The following is a 22,259-nucleotide window of genomic DNA, read 5'->3' as shown; positions in this document are numbered from 1 at the left end:
GCTAGCCTGCGGTCATGCCTCTCGTCCTGCTGGAGTCCGACGGACCGGTCCGCACGATCACGCTCAACGCGCCCGACCGGCTCAACGCCCTCGACTGGCCGCTCCTCGAGGAGCTCAAGGTCGCCATCGCCGCGGTCGCCGACGACGCCGACGCCCGCGCGCTCGTGGTCACGGGCGCCGGGCGCGCCTTCTGCTCCGGTGCCGACCTGGAGAACCTCTTCGGCGACCGCACCCGCCCGGTCGAGGTCCTCAAGGACCACCTCATGGGTGTGTACGCGTGCTTCCTCGGCCTGCGTGACCTCACGATCCCCACGGTCGCGTCCGTCCACGGACCGGCCGTCGGCGCGGGCCTGAACATCGCACTGGCGTGCGACGTCATCGTGGCCGGACCGAAGGCAGGATTCGGGCCGACGTTCGCCAAGATCGGGCTGCACCCCGGCGGCGGTTGCACCTGGATGCTGACCCAGCGCATCGGCGCCGCCAACACGGCCGCCGCCCTCTACGCCGGCGACCTCATCGGTGCCGACGACGCCCTGCGGCTCGGCATCGCGCAGTGGGTCGACGACTCGCCTCTCGAGCGGGCCACGGCTCTCGCAGCCGACTATGCCGGGCGCGAGCCCGAGGTCATGGCTGCGATCAAGCAGTCCGTCAGGCTCGCGTCCACCGCGAGCGCCGAGGAGTCGCTCGCCTTCGAGGCCCTGGCCCAGGCCAGGTCCCTCAGCTCCGAGACGTTCGAGAAGTTCGCAGCTCGCTTCAGCCGCTGAGACGAACCCCACGGCCCGGTTCCCCTGCGGGCGGACCGTTTTCAGGCTGCAATGGAGGCGATGTCCTTCACCTACTCCAACCTCAACGAGCGCGGCCCCGGCCGCGTCGTGTCCAAGCTGGCCTGGGTCCTGCCCGGGATCCGCTCGGTCCAGGCCCAGGTCGAGCCGTACGCCCAGTGGTGGGCCGAGAGCAACCGACGTGCTCTCGACTCGGGGCGCGGGCTGTGGGTCGTCCTGGGCGACTCCATGTCGCAGGGCATCGGCGCGAGCGCGCCCGACCGTGGCTGGGTGGGCCAGCTCCTGGCTGAGCCCCCGCCGCGGATCGAGGGCCTCGCCGCACTCAACCTCTCCTTCACGGGAGCCCGGGTCGACGACGTGGCCGGACGGCAGCTCGACGCGCTCGAGCTGGTCCGCGACCAGGGACACCGGATCGAGCTGGTGACCCTGCTCATCGGCAACAACGACCTCATGAGCCCTCGCTGGCGCAAGACGCTCGACGCCTCGATGAGTGCCCTCCTCGACCGGGTCCCCGAGGGCACCGTCGTGGCCACCCAGCCGGGCTTCCAGCGGGCCGCCGCCTCCCTGAACGCGGTGATCGAGGACGCCGTGCGGCGTCGGCCCCTCGTCGTGGCCGACTTCCGCGTCCCCCACATGCGGGACTGGCGCGGTCGGCTGGCGCAGGACCACTTCCACCCCAACGACCGTGGGTACGCCGGCATGGCTTCTCTCGTGCGCGACACCCTGCAGGGCGTCCACTCCGCGGGCTGAGCCCGCTCCTCGTCAGGCTCGGGGAGCCCTGCGTTCAGACCGACGTGTGGGTGTCGGCCACGTGGCGCGCCTCGTCGCGCAGGGCCTGCACGACGGCCCTGACCGACGGGCGCTCGAACCGGTCAGGACGGAGCAGTGCCGCGATCTCGCGCTTCGCCCTGATCCCCACCATGGGCCGGGTCACGAGCCCGTTGCCGTGCTCGCGCGTCGTGAAGCGCGGCAGGATCGCGATCCCGTGGCCCGCTGCCACCATGGCCTCGATGATCCCGTTGTCGGCGAACCGCTGAAGGACCCGCGTGGGCTGGCCCGTCGCCACGACGACCTGCTGCAGCACCCGGTCGTACGGGTAGTCGTGTGGCACGCCGATCCAGGCCTCCCCGACGACGTCCGACGGTGACAGCGTGGCCTTGCGCGCCAGCGGGTGGTCCTCAGGCAGCGCGACGTCCAGCGGCTCGCTCAGGAGCGAGACGACCTGCAGCCCGCGCTGGTGCCACGCGGCCGAGACCATCCCGCCCGAGTCGGCGAGCACGATGTCGTGGTCGGGGGTGAGCTCGGCGAACTCCACCCGTACGCCGTCCTCGTCGAAGCACTCCAGCTCGATGTCGGGGCGTCCGGCCAGCCTCGTGAAGACTCCGGGAAGCAGCATCTCCCCGCCGGTGGGGAACGTGGTGAGCGTGACGCGTCCCGCCGGCTGCTGCATGAACTCCCGCCAGCGACCCTCAGCACGCTCCCGCGCCACCGCAATGTCGGCGGCTGCCTCCGCCAGTGCCTGGCCCGCCACGGTGAGGGCCACCCCACGTCCGGCGGGCTCCACGAGCACGTATCCGGCCTCGCGCTCCAGGACCTTGAGCTGCTGCGAGACCGCGGAGGGAGTGACCTTCATCGCATCGGCGACGGCGCCCACGGTCCCGCGCTCCGACAACTCCCTGAGAATCTCGAGCCTGCGCATGTCCATGTAGAAACGCTACACGTACTACCTAGTTTTGTTCGCTTGTCCTTGACGATTCACGGTGCAACTCTGGAGGTACAACCTGACCTTGAAGGAGGCCACCATGATCGCCCTCGGCATCACCATCACCGCCATCTCCGTCGCCGGCATCGTCCGCACGCTCACCACCGTGGCCCACGACAGCGGCCCGCGCGCGACCGTGCAGCAGTTCGACTGAGCGCACCGACCCGCAGACGTACGTCACCCCGCTGAGCCGTGCTCAGCGGGGTGGCGTGTCTCTGACGACCGTGGTCAGGCGGCGGCGGTGCGGTAGCCGGGAAGCAGCTCGTCGACGAGCGTGTCGGTGGTGGCCGAGGCTCCCACCGGGGACCCGTGCTGGGCGATCGCCGCGTACATGTCGTCGGCGACGGACTCGACGTCCTCGCGCTCGCCGAACGCTGCTGCGAGACGCAGCGCAGAGCGCCACAGCTCCTCGCTGGCGGGCAGCAAGGTGAGGCCTCGCTCCAGGGCGCCACGGGCGGTGGCCTCGTCGCCGCGGCCGGCCGCCAGCTCGGCGCGGGCCTGCGCCGTGAGCGCCACGGCCAGCGAGACGTCGGTGCTGATGGACGAGCCCTCGAGCCAGCCGTAGCGACCCGCCGGCACGCCCGCGAACGCGAGGCCGTGGACCAGGTCGAGCGCAGCGCGCAGGTGGGACTCGCGCTGCTTGCCGTCGTGACCTGCCCGGTTGAGCGCGTCGCGGAAGTCGTCCCAGTCGAGGCGTACCGCGCCGGGGGCGAGCTGCCACACCCCGGCGGCCGCGGTGAGGACCGGCTGGCCGTCCTCGGTGCTGCCGAGCCACTCACCCGCCTGGGCCAGGGCCGCCTCGCGGTGCTGCTCCTCCACCCCGCGCGGCCAGATGGCTGCGGTGAGGCGGTTGATGTGGACGCCGTCGGGGTGCAGAGCCAGGAAGCAGACGATCTCGGTGAGGAGCGCACGACGCTGCTCGTCGACCGGTCCCGGTGCGGTGACCGCGACCGGTCCGAGCACGGAGACCCGGGCGACGACGGCCGTCCCGGCCTCGGCCGCGGCCCGCTCGGCCTCGAGCACGTCGACGAGGTCGTCGAGGCCCACCTGGCGCGTCCTCTCCGGCAGGGCGTAGAGCGACGTGAGCGCCTTGACAGCCTGGACGTCGAGGACCTGGGCCTCGACGTCGACTCCGTGCAGAGGTGCCACGAGGCGTCCGTCGGCACGCGCGGAGAGCCGCAGGGCGGCGTCGTCGACTGCACCGACGACCACGACGCCGAGCGAGACGGCGGGGTCGGCTGCGAGGTCGTGCAGGCGGCGGATCTCGTCGCTGGACGGCAGTCCCGAGCAGAGCACGAGCTGGTACGTCCAGTCCGTGGTGGTGTCGACGCGGCGGGCCTCCCGGACCGAGGTGACACCGGCTGCCCGCACCGCAGCACGCTGGAGCCGCGCCACGTTGTCGAGCGAGTCGAGGACCCGCGAGAGGTCGTCGTGGCGGCGGATGGCGCCCTGGCCCACGGCGGTGAGGTCGTCGGCGAATCCCACCAGGCTCACGACCCGACGATCGGCCCACGGATGGGTGGCGGTGTCCACGGCGATGCTGAGCGCGGTGCCGCGCGCGACGGCGTCGTCGCCCTCGAGCGCCACGACGCCTCCGACGGACTCCAGGTCGAGGAGGAGCAGGCTCGCGTCGTCGCGTCGTCCCACGCTCACGAGACCGGGCAGCACAGCAGGGCCGCCCGCCTTGGGCACGACCGAGCGGTCGAGCGCCCAGGCCGACTCCCCGCGGCGGGTCCAGCCCGTGGGCGGCCCACTCTCGGGCGTCGACTCCAGGACGACGGCCACACCGGCCGGACCGACCGAGACGCGGGCGGGTGTGGCGGTGCCGAGCGAGCTGCCCAGCGAGCGCAGCGCGCGATCGAGCCAGGTGGCCGTGTCGACGTCGGACTCCTGCGTCAGGCGTCCTCCGGGGCCCGGGAAGTCCGGGTCCGGATCGGTGTCGGGACCGCCGCTGACGGCCGGGCGACGCAGCGTCCAGCGGGCGCCCGTGGAGAGCGAGGCGCGGTGGCGACGCAGGCCCAGTGCCGCGCCGGCCAGCGCGAGCCCTGCTGCGACGCCGAAGAACGGCTCGAGTCCTGCCGGGACGAGGTCGGAGTCGGCGGCCTCTGCGCCGTCGGTGACGGCCGTGGCGTCGGCGGCGGTCTCGGCACCCTGGTCGGTCACGGACGGACCGCCGGCCGGATCGGCCGGGACGGTCACGTCGTCGTGCGTGACGACCTTGAGCCCGGGGCCCTCGGCGTCGGACGGCATCTTGAGGACCCAGCCCGGGTGGATGAGGTCGGCGTTCTTGAGCACGCGACCGTCGGGCTGCTGGACGCCCTCGTTCAGCGCCCAGATCTCCTTGTAGCGCAGGCCGTCGCCGAGGTACCGGTCAGCGATGTCCCACAGCGTGTCGTAGTGGCGTCCGTTGGGCGGCTTCACGTCGTAGAAGGTGGTGGCGCCCCCGGCCTCGTCGGCTGCCGTGGCGTCCTGGAGGTCTCCCAGTCCGGGCAGCTCTCCCTCCTCGACCTGGCCTGCGACCTGGACCACCTGCGGCGCCGTGAGCGAGGCCGACTGGAGCGCGGAGACGCTCGGGCTGTGCTCGACGGGCGCAGCGGACGCGGACCCGGCCGTGCTGAGGGCGATGCCGCTGGCGGCGCCGAGCAGGACGATGGCCGAGACGAGACGCCGGGCCAGGGCCTGCGTGCCGACGCTTCCGCCGACCACCTGGGGAGCCATGCCGCGGTCGCGGCGCTCCGCCACGGCCTCGACCACGAGGCAGATGACGAAGTGCAGCCATGCGAGCCACACGACGACAGCCAGCACTCCGAGCACGGTGTCACCGGTCGTGGGCTGGGTGAGCCACTCGGTCGTGGGCTTCTCGTCCGGCCACGGCGTGCCGAACGCGGCGAGCAGCGCGATGGGCACACCCACCACGACGACGATCGTGCCGAGGAGCGCGGCCAGGCCCTTGAGCACCTGGGCGCGGCGGCTGGGCAGGTCGACGGCCACGGGAAGACGGCTCGATGACTGCTGGGTCGTGGGCGACATGGTGCTCACCTCTGCTCTGGTGCTGCGGTACGTGGTCCCCGCGGGGATGGACTAGTAGATGACGGCCGGCGGCTGGTTGGGGGTCTGGACCTCCTGGACGGGCACCGCCTGGTGGAGCCTCATCCAGAAGCCGTCGCCGAGCTCCTGCATGTTTGCGGTGTCCTCGCCGTACGTCACGCGCCAGTGGACGGCGATGACGGCGTAGAAGGCGTCGTCGACGCCGTCGGGGATGTCCTCCGTGGCGAACTTGCGCGCTGAGGCGCTCGAACGCTCGAACGTCATCTGGCACGCGTCGGCCGGCTGGTCCGAGGACTTGGCGCCCTGGACGTACGGGGTGGACGGGTCGCAGTTGATGGCCTTCATGTCCGACTGCGCCGGGTTGATCCGGATCTGGTCGGCCCGGGCCCGCATGGTGACGCCACCGGCGGCGAGGTCGATCTGCTTGTAGGGCCCACCGTTGGGGTTGCCGTCGTACGGGCCCTGCGCCACGACGTTCTTCTTGACGGGGTCGATCCAGCGGAAGGTGAAGAACGTGGGGATGCCCACGAGCGGCGTGACGTTGGGCTGGGTGCGGAGGAACGGCACGGGCATCTGCTCGCTGGCGCCCATGCGGCGCCACAGGAAGTCGGTGATGCCGTTGTGCCGGTCCTCGATGTCGGTGCCGTTCTTCACGAAGACGATGGAGATGTCGAGCGTGCGGTCGGGGCCGCCGGCCACGGTGTCGAAGTCGATGTTCCCGAGGCAGGTCATGATCATGTACCGCCCCTCCTCGGGGCGGCTGTTGAACGGCTGCGGGACGCCCGGCGGGATCTCGCTGTAGCGGCAGCGCTGCAGCTTCTGCTTGCCGAAGCGCTCGCGCAGCGACTCGGCCGTGGCTCCACCGGCGGTGACGCAGTACGAGCCCATGCCGGCACCGTTGGCGTAGACGCTGCACGAGCGTGAGGGCGTGTTGTAGCTCTCGGTCTTGGTGCCGCTCGTGAGGTCGCCGTTGCCGCTGGAGCTGCTGCCGGAGTCGTCGCCCGTGCAGCCGTCGGAGTTGCAGCCCGCCACCGCGGCGGGTGCCACGACGACCGCGGCCAGACCTCCGGCCACGAGAACGGCGAGGAGTGCACCGACGAGGGTGCGGCGCAGCGGCGCCTTGCGGACATGGCTCATGCGGGTGCCTCCAACGGGCAGGTGCCCTTGACCTTGCGGGTGTCGATCTTCCAGGCCCCGCCGGACTTGACGAGGACGGCGGTGCGGCGGTTCCACTGACGGGTGCCGTCGGGGTCGACGAACGCACCCTTGGCGTTGCGGTAGTCGGTGCTCTCGCCCCAGGCGCAGACCTCGATGGATGCCTTGTTGCCGGTGGTCTTCACGCTGCGGACGTCGATCAGGGCCTCCGACGGGACGCTCCAGTCGTCGGGCCAGGCGAGCTTGATGCCGGGCAGCTGGTCGCGGAGCCCACGCTGGGTGAACCCGTCGCGGAACTCGGGGTAGATCTTCTTGTCGTTGGCCGAGGCGAGTGCGCCCTCGTAGGCCTGCTTGTAGGCGAGGACGACGGGGTCGTCGGCGTACTCCTCCCAGTTGCGGACCGTGTACGTGACGCCGTGGGCACCGGGGGGCTGCGGGGCGACGCTGGGACCGGTGGCCGTGGGACTCGGGGTGGCGGACGCCTCAGGATCCTTGGCGTCGCTCGAGCCGCTGCAGGCGGCGAGCAGCACCAGGAGCGCGGCAGCACAGGCTGCGGCGTCGACCCGAGTCTTCCCCCGTGTCCTCACGACTTCCCCCGTCGTCGTCCATCACTGGCAGAACGGTCCAAGGATAGCGACGACGGGCCGTTTAGCACATTCGAGCCCGGAGAAGTTCACCGAGTGGACCGGTTCACTCCGGCTTCTTGCACTCCTCGAGGTCGTCGTCCTCGTCCTTGTCGTCCTTGTCCTTGTCGTCCTTGTCCTTGTCGTCCTTGTCGCCCTTGGGCGTCTCCGTGGGCCGGGGCGCGCACGGCGTCACCTCGATCTCGTCGGGCGTGGGCGGCGCCGTCTCGGTGGGCGTGCCCTGGCTCGGCGGCGACAGCGACGGCGGGGCCACCGTGGGGACCTTGCCGCTGTCGGCCTCGGAGATGCCGCTCACCGGTCGGGCGAGGGCCGCACCGCTGGACGTCAGCACAGGCTTGCGGATGATGCCGAGCAGGATGGCGTCGATCTGGATCTGCGCGTCCACCCGGACGGCCGTGAAGGTGCCGGCGCCGTCCCGCACCTGCTCGAGCGACGCGGCGCACCGCACCAGCTGCGGGTCGTTGGCGCGGGCCTGGTCGCAGTAGGCCGAGGCGGCGCGCAGCGCGAGGGCCGGCACGAGGTCGAGCCGCGGGTCGGTCACGTCGATGGCCTGGGACCCGGCGCGGGCGGCCTCCTGCGCATACGCGATGGCCCGGCCCTTGGCGTTGAGCTGGCGCCCGCCGTCGACCACGAGCGCGGCCAGCATGATGAGGGCGAGCGAGATGATGACCACGAACGGGGTGATGGACCCGCGCTCGTCACGGCGCCTCATCGGTAGCCCCGGTAGCGGTCGAGCGGGCTGGTGAAGGTGCGCGAGATGGTGACGTTCTTGAGCGGGAGCCCTGCCAGGTCGCTCAGGTCGAGCGTGCACTCCACCGTGACGGTCACCGTGTCGATGGCCAGTGGGTCGTCGGGGTCGGGCAGGCCGAAGGCGCCGGGCGTCATGTCGATGGAACCCACGCCCGAGGTGTCCCGGCACGACGACGGCGCGTCCACCATGGACTCCTTGAGCACCTGCTCGGCGGCCTTGGGCACCGCGTCCTTGGCGTTCTGGGCCGTGGCCGCGCGGGCGGCGTCGCGGGCGGCCTGGTCGACGAGGTTCTCGGTCTGCGCGTAGCGGCCGAACGCGATGATGAGCATCATCAGCGCGAACAGGAACGGCGCGACGATGACGAGCTCGAGGCTCGCCGTGCCTCGTCCGCTCCGGCGGTCAGTTGCGCAGGTCGCCACGGAACTGCTCCAGGGTCGCTTGCGAGGACTGTGAGACCGAGACGTTGCCGCCGAGCGGCAGCACGACGTCGCCGACCACCGTCATGGTCACCCGACCCGTCGTCTCGTCGATGGTGCCGACCGCCGTCACGTTCTTCAGCCGGCCCAGCTTGGTGGCGTAGCTCTCGGTGAGCTGCTCGGCGCCGCCCCGGAAGGATCGGGGGTCGGAGTTGTTGCCGGCGAGCCTCAGGTACGAGACACCCTCGCGCGCTGCCGACTGCGCGGTGTTGCGCGCGTAGAAGTACAGCCCGGTCTGGATGATCGTGAAGACGAGCAGCAGGAAGACCGGCGCGATGATGGAGAACTCGATGGCACTCGTGCCCCGTTCACCGCGCCGGCTCATGACCCGAGGCTCAGTTGGAGCCTTGCTCGATCTGGTTGGCGTTGTCCTCGACCACGCCCTGGATGACCCGCGCCACGAGAAGCGCGAGGACCACGACGACGGCAGAGATGATGGCCCACTCGATGGCCGATGCCCCGATCTCGTTCCGACCGTTGCGTCGTGCCTCCTCGGCACGCGCGCGCACGAACATGATGACAGCCCGTGCGTAGAAGAACTCCGGTGCCACGTCGATTCACCCCTCATCGTCGATTGTCTTTCATCCGAGCTGACTGACAGCCGGATAGGCCAAGAATACTAGGAAAGCGATGCACATGAGCAGTTGTGCCATCAGCATCGACTGGGAGGACTCCCCGGCCGCCCCCTCGACGTCGACCAGCTCCTTGCGACGCATGGACTCGGCTCGTGCCATGAGGGAGGAACGGATGCGCGCGCCCTCGTCGCCGGCGAGCGCCAGGGCCGAGGCGAGGTCGCGCAGCTCGTCGATGCCGAGCTCCTTGCCGAGCTGGGAGATGCTCTCCCACGGCGTCCAGCCCATGATGCGCGCGTTGGACAGCGCCTGACGCAGCCGGACCATGGCCCAGTGGTCGCCGAAGGAGGAGGCCGCCATGAGCGCCTCGGGCAGTCCGCGGCCGCCTGCCAGGTTCATGGCCACGAGGTCGAGGAACGACCCCACCACGTGACGGAAGTCGCGGCGGCGGAGCTCGGCCTCGCGACGCAGCGTGAGGTCGGGGAGCAGGAAGCCGAGCACGGCGGCACCGAGGGCCACCACGACGGGGACCCCGACGCTGCTGCCGTAGCCCAGGAGCACGACGGCGGCCGGGAACCAGACGAAGGCGGCCAGCGACAGGAGCGCCTTGGTGCCGAGGTGCGTGGTCATGGAGCGGTTCATGACCGCGAGGTCGGCGCGGGTGCGGCCGAGGCCCCAGCCACGAGCGCCGTACTCGTCCTCGAGCCGGCTGCCGAGGCGGGTCCGCACCTGGTCGAGACGATCGGTCTTGCCAGCCGCTGCGCTCTCGGTGAGTGCACGCCGCAGTCCACCACGCGACCGGTCGAGACGCGCCAGCGTGGCCGCGATGCCCGGCACCGGACGGGAGGAGAGCTGGACCACCAGGAAGATCCCGAGGCCCACGGCGGCGCCCGCCAGCAGCTCGCCGATCATCGGACGGTCCCCCGCGGTCGGCCGCCGCTGGACGGCAGGGCCGTGCTTTCCCGGGCCGGTCCGGTCCGGGCGGCAGGCGATGCCGAGATGGTGGGCCGCGTCTCCACGACCTGGGCCCCGATGAGGAAGCGCTCGGGCTCGGTGACGCCGGACAGCTTGCGCAGCCACAGGACGCTCAGGCCGAAGACGCCCAGGACGCCGGCCAGCACGAGCTGGCCCTGGAAGGAGCCGTACGGCTCGACGTACTCCTGGTTGAAGACCACCAGCGCGGCCGCGACGGCGAGGATGACGCCCACCACGACCTGCACGCTGCGGCGCGTGGAGCGTCGGCTCGACTCGACCCGGCGGCGGACGTCGAGCTCGTCGCGTGCCGACGTGGCCAGGGCCGAGAGCACGTCGCGCAGGCCTGGTCCGCGCAGCCGGGCGTTGAGGATGAGCGCGGCGACGACGAGGTCGGCCGAGGCGTCGTCGAGGTCGTCGGAGAACTTCATGAGCGCGTCGGGCAGCGGGTCACGGACGCGCAGCCGGTCGACGAGGAGGTTGAGCGCCGGACGGATCGACGGTGCGGCGTTGACCGCGGTGGCCGGGATGGCCTGCTCGAGACCGACGGCGCCGGCGATGGTGTCGCGCAGCGCCTCGATCCAGGCGGCCAGCCCCTCGGCGCGGTTGATGGCTGCCCGCTCCTGGCGGACCCCACCGAACAGCTTGGTCCAGAACGCGACGAGGAGACCCAGGACCACGGCCAGGACGACCCACCGGGTGGCGGCCAGGACCACGACGGCGACCGCGAGTCCTGCGAGCAGCTGCTTGGTCTGCGAGCCCGACGGGACGATCTGCAGCCGGCCCGAGGACGTGCCGCTCTCGCGCTGCGGACGGAGCCGCCGGCCGCTGAGAGCCAGCAGCAGCAGGACGATGCCGACCCCGGCGACGGCCCCGGCCGTCGTCGCGAGCGGAACTCGCAGCTCCTCGATCATGGGGTGCCCCTCACGCCCACTGTCCGTGGACGTCGGGCTCGTAGCCGAACTCGCGCAGGTCGTCGCTGCAGGAGATGGGCGCGTGGGCCGCGGCGCGACCGTCGGGGCCCGGCGCGAACACCTCGCTCGAGAGGACCTGGCCGTCGTGGCCGACGACCTCGCGGATGCTCTCGACCACACGGGCCTGACCGCCGCCGGTGGCGTGGTCGTTGTGCTTGCGCAGGAAGACGACGAAGTCGAGAGCACCGGCGATGAGCATCGTGGTGGCCTCGAGCGGCAGGCGCTCGCGGGCCTGGATGGCGTACGTGCCGATGCGGTTGAAGACCTCGAGCGAGGAGTTGGCGTGGATCGTGGAGAGCGAGCCGTCGTTGCCCTGGCTCATGGCGTTGAGCATCGTGACGATCTCGTCGCCCAGCACCTCACCGACGATGACGCGCGACGGGTTCATGCGCAGCGAGCGTCGGACGAGCTCGGCCATGGACACCCCGCCCAGGCCCTCGGAGTTGGGCAGCCGCTCCTCGAAGGAGACCACGTTGGGGTGCAGGTCCTGGTACTCGCCGAGCCCGAGCTCCAGGGCCCGCTCGACCGTGACGATCCGCTCCTTGGAGTCGATCTCGTTGGCCAGCGCGCGCAGCATCGTGGTCTTGCCCGCGTTGGTGGCGCCCGCGATCATGATGTTCTTCCGGGCCCGGACCGCGGCCTTGAGGAAGTCGGCGATGTCGGGCGAGACCGTCCCGTTCTCGGCCAGCTCGTCGAGGAAGACCCGACCGAGGCGCGCCTTGCGGACCGAGATCGAGGGCCGCGCGCAGACGTTCATGACGGCGGAGAGGCGGGAGCCGTCCGGCAGACGCAGGTCGAGCTGCGGGTTGGCCGAGTCGAAGGGGCGGCTCGAGAGCCCGGTGTGCGCCGCGAGCACCTGGATGAGCTCGATGAGCTCCTCGTCGCTCTCGGCCACGGCGGGGTGCCGCTCCTCGCGTCCGTCGCCGTACTGGACGAAGACGTTGTCGCAGCCGTTGATGTCGATGTTCTCGACGTCGGGGTCCTCCAGCAGCGGCTGCAGGCGACCGACGCCGAAGAGGGCGGAGTGGATCGCCGTGGCGACCTCGGCCTCCTCCTCCGGCGGGATGGGCGAGCGTCCCTCGGCGACCTCGTACCGGGCGTGGTCCTCGAGCACCTGGACGATGAGCGAGCGCGCGTACTCGCGCTCGTCGTCGGCGCTCATGGGCGAGACGCCGCTGATCTGGTCGCGTCGCCGCTGCTCGTTGAGGCGGTCGGCCACCTGGGTCCGCAGCTGGCGGACGAGGTCGTGGTCGGTCATGCCTGACCCTCCTGGTCGAGGAGGGACTCGGAGTCGTCCTGCGTGGAGACCTGCGGCACGAAGTACGGCTGCGTGCGCTCCGAGAGCTCCTGCACGATGGGGCGCGCCGACCGCACGAGGTGCGTCCGGTCGGGGTTGCCCGAGACCTGGCCGAGGAAGAAGCCGGCTCCCGGGACGTCGTGCGCCAGGTGGTGCACGCCGGCCAGCTGGAGCTCGGCGCGCTCGAGCGCCTCGGCCACCTCGCGGACGGCGCGCGCACGCTTGGGCTCCGCCACCACGGCCACGTGGACGGGCACGCCGACGGGACCGCCGGTCTGGTCCTTCACCCGACGCAGGCGCTCCCGCAGGTGGATGACGTTGCTGGGCACGGTGTCGACCACCATGACGAGCGCCGCCGCGTGCGTGAGGAGCGCGTTCTGGGGGGTGCCGGCGCCGATGCGGCCGAGGTCGGCCATGACGTCGCTGCCCGGCAGCTCGGCGAACAGCTCGCCGAGCTGGGCCCACTGGCCGATGCCGGCCGACTGCTCCGGCGACGAGACCCCCGCGACGACCTCCTGGCCGCCGACGAGCCGCTGGGCGTGCGCCGGGACGAGGCCGGGGTAGAGCGACTTGCGACCCGCCGCGACCAGGCTCAGGAGCCCCCGCTGGGGGTCGAGCGGCTGGCCGTCGTCGCCCGGCATGCGCAGCGCGACGTCGCCACCGGAGGGGTCGCACTCGACGACGATGGTGGGACGGGGCCAGAGCGCACCGACGAGCAGGGACGCCGTGGTGACGCCCGGCGATCCCTTGGCCGAGGCGAACGCGACGAGACCCATGTCAGGCTCCGCAGGTCTTCTGCACGGACGCCGCCTCGTCGCTGCCGAGGAGCGCCGGGGTGACGGCGTTGTCCTCCACGCCCTTGGCGACGGAGGTGAGGCACGAGAGGTCGATGGAGACGACGAGCGGGATGTCGTTGCCGCCACCGCCGATGCCGGAGTCCTCCGCCTCTCCCACCGCGACGAGCTCGGCGAAGACCGAGCGGCTCGCGCCGTCGGACCCGCCGACGGCGAGCGCCATCTGGGCGCCGGGCTGCAGGTCGCGCACGAAGGGGCTCGAGGCCACCGGGATGGTCAGCTGGGTCTGGTTGACCGCGACGCCGGACTTCTCGGACGTCATGTCGGGGGTGAGCACCGTGCCGGGCAGGATCCGCGTGGTGGCGGACTGGCCCACGACCTTGTCGGTCTGCGACGACGCGACACCGCCCTGGAAGTCCTCCGGCAGGCTCACGGTGGTGAGGTCGTCGGGCGTGATGCGCGCGCCCTGGGCGATCTCCTGCTTGACCTGGACGAACGACGCACGGTTGCCGGACTGGATGGCGAGGTACGCCGAGGCCAGCGCACCGCCGAGGATCAGCACGACCGCGAGCGCGAGGAGCGCGGGTCGGGACTCCCGGGTGGAGGGAAGTCGGGACACGGTGGCCTGACGACCACCCTGCGGCGTTACGGACCGGGCCATCGAGTCACCTCTCACGAAGACGCGGGGGCCGCTGACCGTGTCCCCCGATCGATCTCGGCCAAACCGTACACGGACCGGACCGCGTCCGCTCATCCAGAGGTGTACCGAACGTCTAGGGCCGGGCGGAGGGCGAGGCGGGCGCCGAGGTGGAGGTGGCGGGAGCCTGCCGCTCCTGCTCCTGCTTCTTGGTGTTGTCCTCGGTCACCTGCACCGCGTTGTAGACGATGATCCCGGCCACGATGAAGGCCGCGACCAGGAGACCGACCGTCACGGCGGGCCAGCTCCGCTGGTGCTCGCGCCAGGTCCGCCGGCTGCCGTGCAGCAGCGCCGAGCGCAGCTGCCGGCGGCGCATGGCGTCGGCCTCGAGGACGTAGCGCTCCGCGTTAGGGGTGTTCTGCAGGGCCGACACCGGCCCGGTGCCGGGGCGGCGCGGCGAGCCGGGAGGCGGCTCCGGGGTGCTCATGAGGGACGACCCGACGGACCGTGCGCCCCCAGTGCGACGGCTGCGGCGACCCGGAGGTACGCCTCGCGGGTGGCCGGCCCGACCTTGGCGGGGTCGAACGGGTGGCCGCCCCCGAGGTGGGCGTCGGGCGGGACCAGCACGACGGCCTCGGGCCGGACCGCCAGCTGCGCCACGACCTCGCGGTGCGCCTGGCGGAACGACTCGTCCTGCGGGCAGACGACGACGTGGACGAGGCGGCTCGCCGCCGTGGGGTTCACGTCACGCACGCGGTCGACGGCCTGGGCCAGGGCCGTCACGCCGGTCATGCCCGGGCCGCCCACCACGACCACCTGGTCAGCGCGAGCGAGTGCCGCGTGCGCGCCCGCACCGGCGTCGTCGCCGGCGTCGAAGAGCACGAACGTGTGGTCGGCGCCGAGCGCGTCGAGGGCTCCGACGACCTCGCGGCGCGAGACCTCGGCGTCCCAGCTGCCGCCGTCGACGAGGCCGAGGCCCGAGGGCGCCTGCGGAACCGCGAGCGCCTCGCCCGCCCCGGCGGCCGCGGCCAGCGTGAGGAGCGTGTCGGCGCCGTGCAGGGCACCCAGCGGCACCGAGCCCTGCTGGACGTCGGCCACGACGGTGCGGTCGTCGCGCATGGCCATGAGGCTCGTGCCCACGCCGACGGCGACGGCCGTGCAGCCGGTGCCGCCCTTGCCCGAGAGGAACGTGACGACGCGACGGTCGACCTGGCGATGGCGGATGGCCTCGACGACCTCGCGGTCGCCCTGCACCGCCTCGGCGGCGTCGGGCGTGACGAGTCCCTTGGTGACCGAGCGCACGAGGCCCCGTGAGCGGTGGGGCGCCGGTGCGGCCACCTGGGTCCGGGCGAGCAGCTGCTCGATGCTCGAGACCGTGCGCGGCGCCGCCGAGGGCGCGGCAGGCTGCTCCGCCCGGGCGTCGACGCTGAACGTGGGTCGCGCCGGGGCGGGCGCCGCGCTCGCCGCGTCGTCCTGCGGCTGCGACTCGCGGACGAGGTCGGGACGGATGGGCACCACGGGGGCCCGAGGGCCCTCAGGCTCGTCGGGCGCCTCCGGGGCCGGCGGGCGTGGCGGCGGCACGGCGTCGCCGAGACCCAGGCTGCGCGGGTCGATGCCCATGCGCGCCAGGTCGGCCGCTGCGCCCTCTGCGTCGCGGCGGGACCGCCCGAGGGTGTCCGGCGTCTCGTCGTCAGGTCCGTCGTGGTCGTCGTCGGCCATCAGATGATCCCCCCGAGCTTGGAGTAGAGGTCGAGCGATCCGACGAGGACGACCAGGAGGTCGACCACCACGAGGAACTCGACGAGGTTGAGCAGCCGCTTGACGCGGGCCCGCGTGATCTCCGACATCGGCAGCGACGCGAGACCCAGCCCCACGACGGCCGCCACCGCGACCACGGGGACGACGAAGGCGAGCGTGTCGGCGTCGGAGTCGGCCGCGAACCGCACGAGCACGACCGTCGCGACGATGATGCCGGCCGCCCGGAGCGGCACCATGTGCTGCGTCCGGGAGAACAGTCGTGACCGCAGGAGTGCGGCGCCGGCCAGGCTGAGCGCCAGGGTCCGGTCCCAGGGTCCACCCAGGTCGAGGACCGCGGCGCAGACCACGACCACGGTGGCGATCCCGACGAGCGATCCCACCAGGATCGCGTTGCTGTCGCGGTACCGGCGCTGGAGGGCGGCCAGGTCGAGCTGACCCACGTGACGCACCCGGTAGTCGGCGCTCGCCAGCCCGCCCACGGAGAGCGAGACCCTCGGCATCACGCCCACCACCAGGATCGCCAGCACGGGTGCGATGCGCAGGGCGTGCTGACCGTCGAGCCCGAGCGCGGGGACGAGGGCCTGGAAGCCGGCGGCGACCAGGAGCACGACGCCAGTGGCCACGTGGGCCGTGGCGGCCGGGGTGAGGAGGCGGCACAGCCCGGCCACGGCCGCGGCGAGCGCCGTGGCGACGGTCAGGCTCTGGGCCATGTCGAGGTCGAGGGCGGAGCCGAGGTCCAGACCGGCGAGGCCCGCCCAGAGCATGGCGACACCGGCGGCCCACTGGGCGTCGAGCTCACGGACGAAGCGTCCGGACCACGCCGTGAGCCCCACCAGCACGACGGTGGCGGTGCCGGCCGCGATCCCGTCGTCGAGGCCCTTGAGTCCGCCGCCGACGTCGAGCGAGGTGGCGAGCCAGCCGCCGATGCCGAGGAGGAGGAGGGTCACCGATGCCGCGAGCACCACGAACGACCCGGTGGTGCGGGTGGACCAGGCGCCGCCGGCCGCATCGACGCTGTCCTCGACCGCGTCGCGCACGTCCTCGACGAGCGCCGGGCGGACGTCGTCGGCCTGGGCGCGCAGCTCCAGGACCTCGCCGTCGAGCACGCCGGCGTCCTGCAGCGTCTGGGTCAGGGCGAGCGAGGCGCCGCCCATGCGCGCGAGGGTCCACGTGAGCGGGCCACCCTCGGCGCGGTCGGGGGCCGCGTAGCGCAGCACCTGCGGCACGACGTCCGACAACGGCAGCCCGCTGGGCAGCGCCAGGTCGATCGTCCGCTCGGAGGTCACGACCGTGACCAGGCTGTACGCGGTGAGCACTCGTTCCCCCTTGGACACCAGGTCCCGTTTGGCCTTGCACCGGTCTGCCTTGCAAACCTGGTCTGCGACCGCGAGCATAACGGTGCCGGGAGCGACCGGCCACGGAACGAGTCCAGGGGGACCATGACGACCACGCTCGTGCGCCGACCCGCGAGGATCGAGCCACCCACCACCACGAGCGAGCCCATCCAGATCGAGCCGCCGCCCAACAAGGGCCAGGCGGCGCCGGCCATGGCGGGCGCCAGCATGATGATGATGCCCATCATGAGCGGCACCGGCTCGCTCACCGTGGCCATCACGCAGCGCGACCGTCCCATCGTCGCCGTGGCGGCCGTCCTCGCCCTCATCGGCTCGGTGGCCATCGGCCTCGTCATGATGATCAGCCAGCGCAGCGGCACGAAGCGCCAGGTGCGGGAGAGCCGAGAGCGCTACCTCGACTACGTGGAGGCCCTGCGGCACTCGGTGCGCGACCAGATCGCGGGTCAGCGCGCCGAGCAGGCCTGGCGCCATCCCCGGGTCGAGCAGCTCCTCGACGTCGCGCGCGACGACGGCCGGCGCTGGGAGCGTCGGCCGAGCCACCCCGACTTCCTGGCGCTGCGCGTCGGCACCGGCGAGGTGCCGCTCGCGTCCGGGCTCACCCTCGAGGCCGACACCGGCCCGCTCAACGACTTCGACCCCGTCTGCCTTCAGGCCGCGCAGGAGCTCCAGGAGCGCTACGCCGCGCTGCGCGACCAGCCCATCGTGCTGCCGCTCGCACCGCGCGGGAACGTGAGCGTCATCGGTCACCCGCAGGCCCGCCGCGCCCTCGCCACGCACCTCGCGCTGCAGGTCGCCACCCTCCACTCCCCCCACGACGTCGCCCTCGCCGTGGTCCGCTCCGACGACGCCGCCTCGGCGTGGGACTGGACCAAGTGGCTGCCCCACGTCCAGGACCCCACGCGCACCGACGGCGACGTCCCGTCGCGGCGCGTCACCTCCTCCGTGGCTGCCATGGCCGAGCTGCTGGCGCCGGAGCTGGAGCAGCGTCTCGACCGGCACTCCCGCTCCCGCGGCGGACAGTTCTCCCAGAGCTCGCACCTCGTCGTGATCGTCGACAACGACGGCCTGCAGGCCGGCCAGCACCTCTCCTCGCCCGATCCCAACGTCCCGCTCGCGCTGCTGGGCGTGCACGTCGTCCACCTCCTCGACGTGGCCCGCGACGAGCCCGAGACGGTCGACGACCGCCTCGAGATCGCGGCCGACGGCTCCGTCACCGCCGCCTCCCACCCCACCGCGTTCCGGCTCGACGTCCCGGCACCGGGACTCGAGTCCTCCGTGGCGCGGCAGCTGTCGGCCCTGCGCCTCACCGCCGAGGAGATGGGTGGGGAGGGCCTCTCCGACACCGTCGGTCTCACCGAGATCCTGGGCGTCGCCGACCCGGCCCACCTCGACCTCCGGCGCTCCTGGCAGCAGCGCGCCCTGCGCGACCTGCTCCGCGTGCCCATCGGCGTGGGCACCAACGGCCAGACCGTCGTGCTCGACCTCAAGGAGTCGGCGCACGGCGGCATGGGCCCGCACGGGCTCGTCGTGGGTGCCACCGGCGCCGGCAAGTCGGAGATGCTGCGCACGCTCGTGAGCTCGCTCGTCATCGGTCACGGACCCGACCGGCTCGCCCTCATGCTCGTCGACTTCAAGGGCGGCGCCACGTTCGCGTCCATGGAGCAGATCCCGCACATCGCGGGCAGCATCACCAACCTCCAGGACGACCTCACGCTCGTCGACCGGATGCGCGACGCGCTGTACGGCGAGATGCAGCGCCGCCAGGAGATCCTGAAGCGCGCCGGGAACCTGCCCAACGTCACGGCCTACCAGGACCGGATCGACGCCGGCGAGGACCTCGAGCCGCTGCCCCACCTGCTCGTCATCGTCGACGAGTTCTCCGAGCTCCTCACCGCCAAGCCCGACTTCGCCGAGATGTTCGTGGCCATCGGCCGCATCGGTCGATCCATCGGCGTCCACCTGCTGCTCGCCACGCAGAAGCTCGAGATGGGCAAGATCCGCGGCCTGGAGTCCCACCTGTCCTACCGCATCAGCCTGCGCACGTTCTCCGAGAGCGAGAGCCGCGACGCCATCGGCGTGCCCGACGCGTTCCACCTTCCTCCGGAGCCCGGCTCGGGCTACCTCAAGGTCGACACCACCGTGTTCGACCGCTTCAAGGCAGCCCTCGTGTCGTCGCCCTACGTGCCCCCCACCGACGGCCCCAAGACCGCCGTGCCGGTGGTGCCCTACGTCGCCACCAACGGCCTGGGCGCCTGGCTGGCCCAGCAGGCCGCCGCCCTCGAGAAGATGGAGATGGCCGCGCAGGCCGCCGAGGCCACCGCCACGGACCCGCGAGCCAAGAGCAGCGTCCTCGACGTGATCTGCGAGCAGATCGAGACCTCGGGCCGCGACCGCGTGCGGCCGGTCTGGCTCGACCCGCTCCCCTCGCGGCTGCCCCTGGGGTCCCTCGTCGAGGTGGGCGACTCGCAGCCGGACTCCTCCTGCCACGCGGTGCTCGGCCTCGTCGACGACCCCAAGCACCAGGACCAGTTCCCACTCGAGTGGGACTTCACCGGTGGCGGTGCCAACCTCATCATCACGGGGTCCCCGCAGACCGGTAAGTCCACGTTGCTGCGCACCATGATCATGTCCATGGCCATGACGTACGCGCCCGGCGCCGTGAGCTTCTACTGCATCGACTTCGGCGGCGGCTCGCTGTCGGCGCTCGAGGGCGTGCCCCACGTCGCGTCGGTGACCTCGCGGGTCGACCCCGAGCGCATCACCCGGACCGTCAACGACGTCCGCGCCGTCCTCAACCGTCGTGAGTCCCTCTTCCGCGAGAAGGGCCTGGACTCCATGGCGGCCTACCGCCGGGCCCGGGCCGCCGGCACCCTCCCCGAGGGTGAGCCGGGCGACGTGTTCCTCGTCGTCGACGGCTGGGGCACGTTCCGCGACGAGTACGACGACCTCGACTACGCCATCGCCGACATCGCCGCACGAGGCACCAACTTCGGCGTCCACGTCGTGGTCACGGTCACCCAGGCCATGCAGGTCCGCATGCGCATGCAGGGCTCCATGGGCGGTCGCCTCGAGCTGCGCCTCAACGACGCGTACGACTCCGAGTTCGAGCGCGCCGTGATGGAGCAGATCCCCAAGGACATGATGGGGCGCGGCATCACCGGCAGCCGCAAGTCGGCCACGATCTTCCAGACCGCGCTGCCCGTGCTCGCCATCCCCGACGGGGTCGAGGACGACCCCTCGGTGCTCGACGACGCCCAGCGGACGCTCATCGAGGCCGTCAAGGAGCGTTGGGGCGATCAGGCCGTCGCCCGCGTGCAGGTCCTCCCGCGCCACGTCGGGATGGCCGACCTGCCCGAGATCAAGCTCGGCGACAAGGGTGTGCTGGTCGGCCTCTCCGAGATCAACCTCGGCCCTGCGGAGATCGAGCTGTGGGGCGCCGACCCGCACCTCCAGGTCTACGGCGACGGGGAGACGGGCAAGTCCAACCTGCTCAAGCTCATCATCCACAACCTCGTCTCGAGCCACTCGCCCGAAGAGATCGGCATCGCCGTCGTGGACTACCGGCGCTCCCTCCTCGACGTCGTGCCGCAGGAGTACCTGCTGGCCTACGCCACCGGCGCCGAGCAGGCCACCAAGACGGCGCAGGACCTCGCCGGCGCCATCCGCGCCCGCATCCCGGGTCCCGACGTCACGTCGGAGCAGCTCCGCACGCGCACCTGGTGGGAAGGTCTCGAGGTCTTCGTCATCGTCGACGACTACGACCTCGTCTCCACCTCGCAGGGCGATCCGCTCACGGCACTCGTCGACCTGCTCCCGCAGGGCCGCGACCTGGGCTTCCACCTCGTCCTGACCCGCCGCACCGGCGGCATGAGCCGCGCTGTCTTCGACCCGCTCATCCAGCGACTCATCGACCTCAGCGCACCCGGCTTCATGTTCTCCGGCGACCGCATGGAGGGACGTCTCATCGGCGGGCACGCCTCGCGGCGCCTGCCCAAGGGCCGCGCCCTCTACGTCACGCGCGACGGCGCCGCCTCGCTCGTGCAGACGGCCCAGGTCGATGATGAACATCACACGACCTGAACCGGTTGCGCTTTCGCTCCATCCGAAGTTGTGCAACCCTGAATGGACTGTCGCATCAATTCAGGGGGATTCATGACCGCAGATCGCGTTTCACTGACCGAGGGCTACGAGGGCGCCATCGCGGGCCACCGCAGCGTCGCCGGCTCCGGCGAGGGCGTCCAGGGCCTGGCCAAGAAGCAGCACGGGCAGACGTCCGAGCTCCAGGGCCAGAACAAGGGTGCGTTCGCCACGCAGGCGGCCAACGGCTCCACGGCCACCGCCAACAACCTGGGTGCAGCCGCGCTGCTCCACACGGCCAACGCCGAGGGCGGCGCCCGCTACGTCAAGCAGACCGCCGCGCACGAGGACGAGGCGTCCTCCGGCCAGGCCGCCGAGTCCAACGCACTCGACCAGGCTGCTTCCGACCTTCACAGCAAGATCAACCGGGCCTGAGGCCCGAGAGACGTCAGGAGAACACCATGTCCGGAGATCAGCTGCGCGTCGATCGCGCCTCCATCCAGAACCACGCCGACGCCACGCGGAGCAACGCGGGCTCGGCCAAGAACATCAACGACGAGGTCGACCGCCAGCAGGCACACCTGCAGCGGATGAGCGAGGACGGTGTCGGCTCCGAGCAGCTCAGCGCCATCCGCACCTCCACGAGCCGTCACGCCACCGACATCGACTCGGGCATCAACCGCACGGCTCAGAAGACGGTCGAGAAGACCGACGAGTTCGTCAGCAACGTGCAGAACGCTGCCAACAAGTCGCTCCGGAACATCTGAGGCTCGTCATGGGTGAGGGTTCTTCGAACGTCACCGGCGTCGACGTCGACGGTCTCCACGGGACCGGCCGCAAGATCGCGGGCCGTTCCGAGGGCGCTCGCGCGGCGGCTCGAGGTCTCAGCACCGGGCTCGACTCGGCCTCGGGCACGGTCGGGCACGGTCGGATCAAGAGCGCTCTCTCGAGCTTCGTGACCGACCACCTGGTCGACGACAGCAACCAGCTCGGCGTGCACCTGGACACCGGCGGGAACAACGTGTCCAACGTGGCTTCCACGGCGCGCTCGAACGACGAGGAGGGCGCCCGCGCCCTCCAGGCCGACATCGGTCTCGACACCGAGATCGGCGACCGCATCAACCGCCAGGTCTGACCAGACCTGGCACCGAGCAGGGGCACGGCGCGACCACGCGCCGTGCCCCTCGTTCGTGAACGACCACCAC

23 protein-coding genes are annotated in these 22,259 nt (G+C 71.9%); 7 read left to right on the top strand and 16 right to left on the bottom strand.

What is annotated here, in order from left to right; translation table 11 throughout:
- Positions 1–14: 14 nt before the first annotated feature.
- Both ASD11_RS16520 and ASD11_RS16515 read left to right on the top strand, forming a co-directional pair.
- The gene (locus tag ASD11_RS16520) at positions 15–764 is read left to right on the top strand and encodes an enoyl-CoA hydratase-related protein (protein WP_056290108.1); all 750 of its coding nucleotides are present in this window, start codon (positions 15–17) and stop codon (positions 762–764) included.
- Between the two features lie 60 nt (positions 765–824).
- Positions 825–1,532 carry an SGNH/GDSL hydrolase family protein gene (locus ASD11_RS16515; RefSeq protein ID WP_235503385.1) on the top strand — a complete coding sequence of 236 codons (708 nt, stop codon included), beginning with the start codon at positions 825–827 and terminating at the stop codon, positions 1,530–1,532.
- 34 nt (positions 1,533–1,566) lie between these two features.
- Here ASD11_RS16515 and ASD11_RS16510 read toward each other — a convergent pair whose 3' ends face one another.
- On the bottom strand, positions 1,567–2,487 hold the full coding sequence (locus tag ASD11_RS16510; protein ID WP_056290103.1) for a LysR family transcriptional regulator: 921 nt from the start codon (positions 2,485–2,487) through the stop codon (positions 1,567–1,569).
- A 55-nt stretch (positions 2,488–2,542) separates the two neighbouring features.
- On the opposite strand from ASD11_RS16510, the gene ASD11_RS18315 reads away from it, so the two are divergent.
- Positions 2,543–2,698, top strand: coding sequence for a hypothetical protein (locus ASD11_RS18315; protein ID WP_156464855.1), 156 nt, complete (start codon positions 2,543–2,545; stop codon positions 2,696–2,698).
- Between the two features lie 74 nt (positions 2,699–2,772).
- Here the strand turns inward: ASD11_RS18315 and ASD11_RS16505 are convergent, their stop codons facing one another.
- The 15 genes from ASD11_RS16505 to eccD all read right to left on the bottom strand — a co-directional run bounded on the left by ASD11_RS16505 (position 2,773) and on the right by eccD (position 16,938).
- Positions 2,773–5,574 (bottom strand): LysM peptidoglycan-binding domain-containing protein, encoded by a 2,802-nt coding sequence (locus ASD11_RS16505; RefSeq protein WP_082554521.1) that lies wholly within the window; start codon positions 5,572–5,574, stop codon positions 2,773–2,775.
- Positions 5,575–5,625: 51 nt separating this feature from the next.
- Complete coding sequence (locus tag ASD11_RS16500; RefSeq protein WP_056290098.1) at positions 5,626–6,729, bottom strand: hypothetical protein; 1,104 nt, start codon at positions 6,727–6,729, stop codon at positions 5,626–5,628.
- Positions 6,726–7,334: a hypothetical protein gene (locus ASD11_RS16495; RefSeq protein WP_156464854.1), complete on the bottom strand. Its 609-nt coding sequence runs from the start codon at positions 7,332–7,334 to the stop codon at positions 6,726–6,728. The genes ASD11_RS16500 and ASD11_RS16495 overlap by 4 nt, the downstream gene beginning before the upstream one ends.
- Before the next feature lie 103 nt (positions 7,335–7,437).
- Positions 7,438–8,103: a TadE/TadG family type IV pilus assembly protein gene (locus tag ASD11_RS18570; protein ID WP_056290092.1), complete on the bottom strand. Its 666-nt coding sequence runs from the start codon at positions 8,101–8,103 to the stop codon at positions 7,438–7,440.
- Positions 8,100–8,561 (bottom strand): TadE family protein, encoded by a 462-nt coding sequence (locus ASD11_RS16485; protein WP_056290088.1) that lies wholly within the window; start codon positions 8,559–8,561, stop codon positions 8,100–8,102. Before ASD11_RS16485 ends, ASD11_RS18570 begins: the two co-directional genes overlap by 4 nt.
- Complete coding sequence (locus ASD11_RS16480; protein WP_056290084.1) at positions 8,542–8,943, bottom strand: TadE family protein; 402 nt, start codon at positions 8,941–8,943, stop codon at positions 8,542–8,544. Before ASD11_RS16480 ends, ASD11_RS16485 begins: the two co-directional genes overlap by 20 nt.
- A gap of 10 nt (positions 8,944–8,953) precedes the next feature.
- Positions 8,954–9,169, bottom strand: a complete 216-nt coding sequence (locus ASD11_RS16475) for a hypothetical protein (RefSeq protein ID WP_200940196.1) — start codon at positions 9,167–9,169, stop codon at positions 8,954–8,956.
- Between the two features lie 30 nt (positions 9,170–9,199).
- A complete protein-coding gene (locus tag ASD11_RS16470; protein WP_056290083.1) occupies positions 9,200–10,102 on the bottom strand; it encodes a type II secretion system F family protein in 903 nt (300 codons plus the stop codon).
- On the bottom strand, positions 10,099–11,076 hold the full coding sequence (locus ASD11_RS16465) for a type II secretion system F family protein (protein WP_082554520.1): 978 nt from the start codon (positions 11,074–11,076) through the stop codon (positions 10,099–10,101). The genes ASD11_RS16470 and ASD11_RS16465 overlap by 4 nt, the downstream gene beginning before the upstream one ends.
- 10 nt (positions 11,077–11,086) lie before the next feature.
- Positions 11,087–12,394: a CpaF family protein gene (locus ASD11_RS16460; RefSeq protein WP_056290080.1), complete on the bottom strand. Its 1,308-nt coding sequence runs from the start codon at positions 12,392–12,394 to the stop codon at positions 11,087–11,089.
- Entirely contained in the window at positions 12,391–13,209 is an 819-nt protein-coding gene (locus ASD11_RS16455; protein WP_056290078.1) for a hypothetical protein, read from the bottom strand. The genes ASD11_RS16460 and ASD11_RS16455 overlap by 4 nt, the downstream gene beginning before the upstream one ends.
- A 1-nt stretch (position 13,210) precedes the next feature.
- Entirely contained in the window at positions 13,211–13,888 is a 678-nt protein-coding gene (locus ASD11_RS16450) for an SAF domain-containing protein (RefSeq protein ID WP_056290075.1), read from the bottom strand.
- 112 nt (positions 13,889–14,000) lie between these two features.
- Positions 14,001–14,351 carry a hypothetical protein gene (locus tag ASD11_RS16445; RefSeq protein WP_056290072.1) on the bottom strand — a complete coding sequence of 117 codons (351 nt, stop codon included), beginning with the start codon at positions 14,349–14,351 and terminating at the stop codon, positions 14,001–14,003.
- On the bottom strand, positions 14,348–15,583 hold the full coding sequence (locus tag ASD11_RS16440) for a hypothetical protein (RefSeq protein WP_056290069.1): 1,236 nt from the start codon (positions 15,581–15,583) through the stop codon (positions 14,348–14,350). The genes ASD11_RS16445 and ASD11_RS16440 overlap by 4 nt, the downstream gene beginning before the upstream one ends.
- Positions 15,583–16,938: a type VII secretion integral membrane protein EccD gene (gene eccD, locus ASD11_RS16435; RefSeq protein ID WP_056290066.1), complete on the bottom strand. Its 1,356-nt coding sequence runs from the start codon at positions 16,936–16,938 to the stop codon at positions 15,583–15,585. Before eccD ends, ASD11_RS16440 begins: the two co-directional genes overlap by 1 nt.
- A 123-nt stretch (positions 16,939–17,061) precedes the next feature.
- Here eccD and eccCa point away from each other — a divergent pair, with 123 nt between their 5' ends.
- From eccCa to ASD11_RS16415, 4 genes are all read left to right on the top strand, one after another.
- Positions 17,062–21,057 (top strand): type VII secretion protein EccCa, encoded by a 3,996-nt coding sequence (gene eccCa, locus ASD11_RS16430; RefSeq protein WP_056290063.1) that lies wholly within the window; start codon positions 17,062–17,064, stop codon positions 21,055–21,057.
- 72 nt (positions 21,058–21,129) lie between these two features.
- Positions 21,130–21,489 carry a hypothetical protein gene (locus tag ASD11_RS16425; protein ID WP_056290061.1) on the top strand — a complete coding sequence of 120 codons (360 nt, stop codon included), beginning with the start codon at positions 21,130–21,132 and terminating at the stop codon, positions 21,487–21,489.
- Between the two features lie 26 nt (positions 21,490–21,515).
- Positions 21,516–21,821, top strand: coding sequence for a hypothetical protein (locus tag ASD11_RS16420; protein WP_056290058.1), 306 nt, complete (start codon positions 21,516–21,518; stop codon positions 21,819–21,821).
- An 8-nt stretch (positions 21,822–21,829) separates the two neighbouring features.
- Positions 21,830–22,189, top strand: a complete 360-nt coding sequence (locus tag ASD11_RS16415; protein WP_056290056.1) for a hypothetical protein — start codon at positions 21,830–21,832, stop codon at positions 22,187–22,189.
- The last annotated feature ends 70 nt before the right edge of the window (positions 22,190–22,259 follow it).

The organism is Aeromicrobium sp. Root495 (assembly GCF_001426755.1).
Classification (GTDB): Bacteria; Actinomycetota; Actinomycetes; order Propionibacteriales; family Nocardioidaceae; genus Aeromicrobium.
The sequence above is the reverse complement of the archived record's forward strand: the minus strand, read 5'-3'. Positions and strand labels throughout refer to the sequence as shown.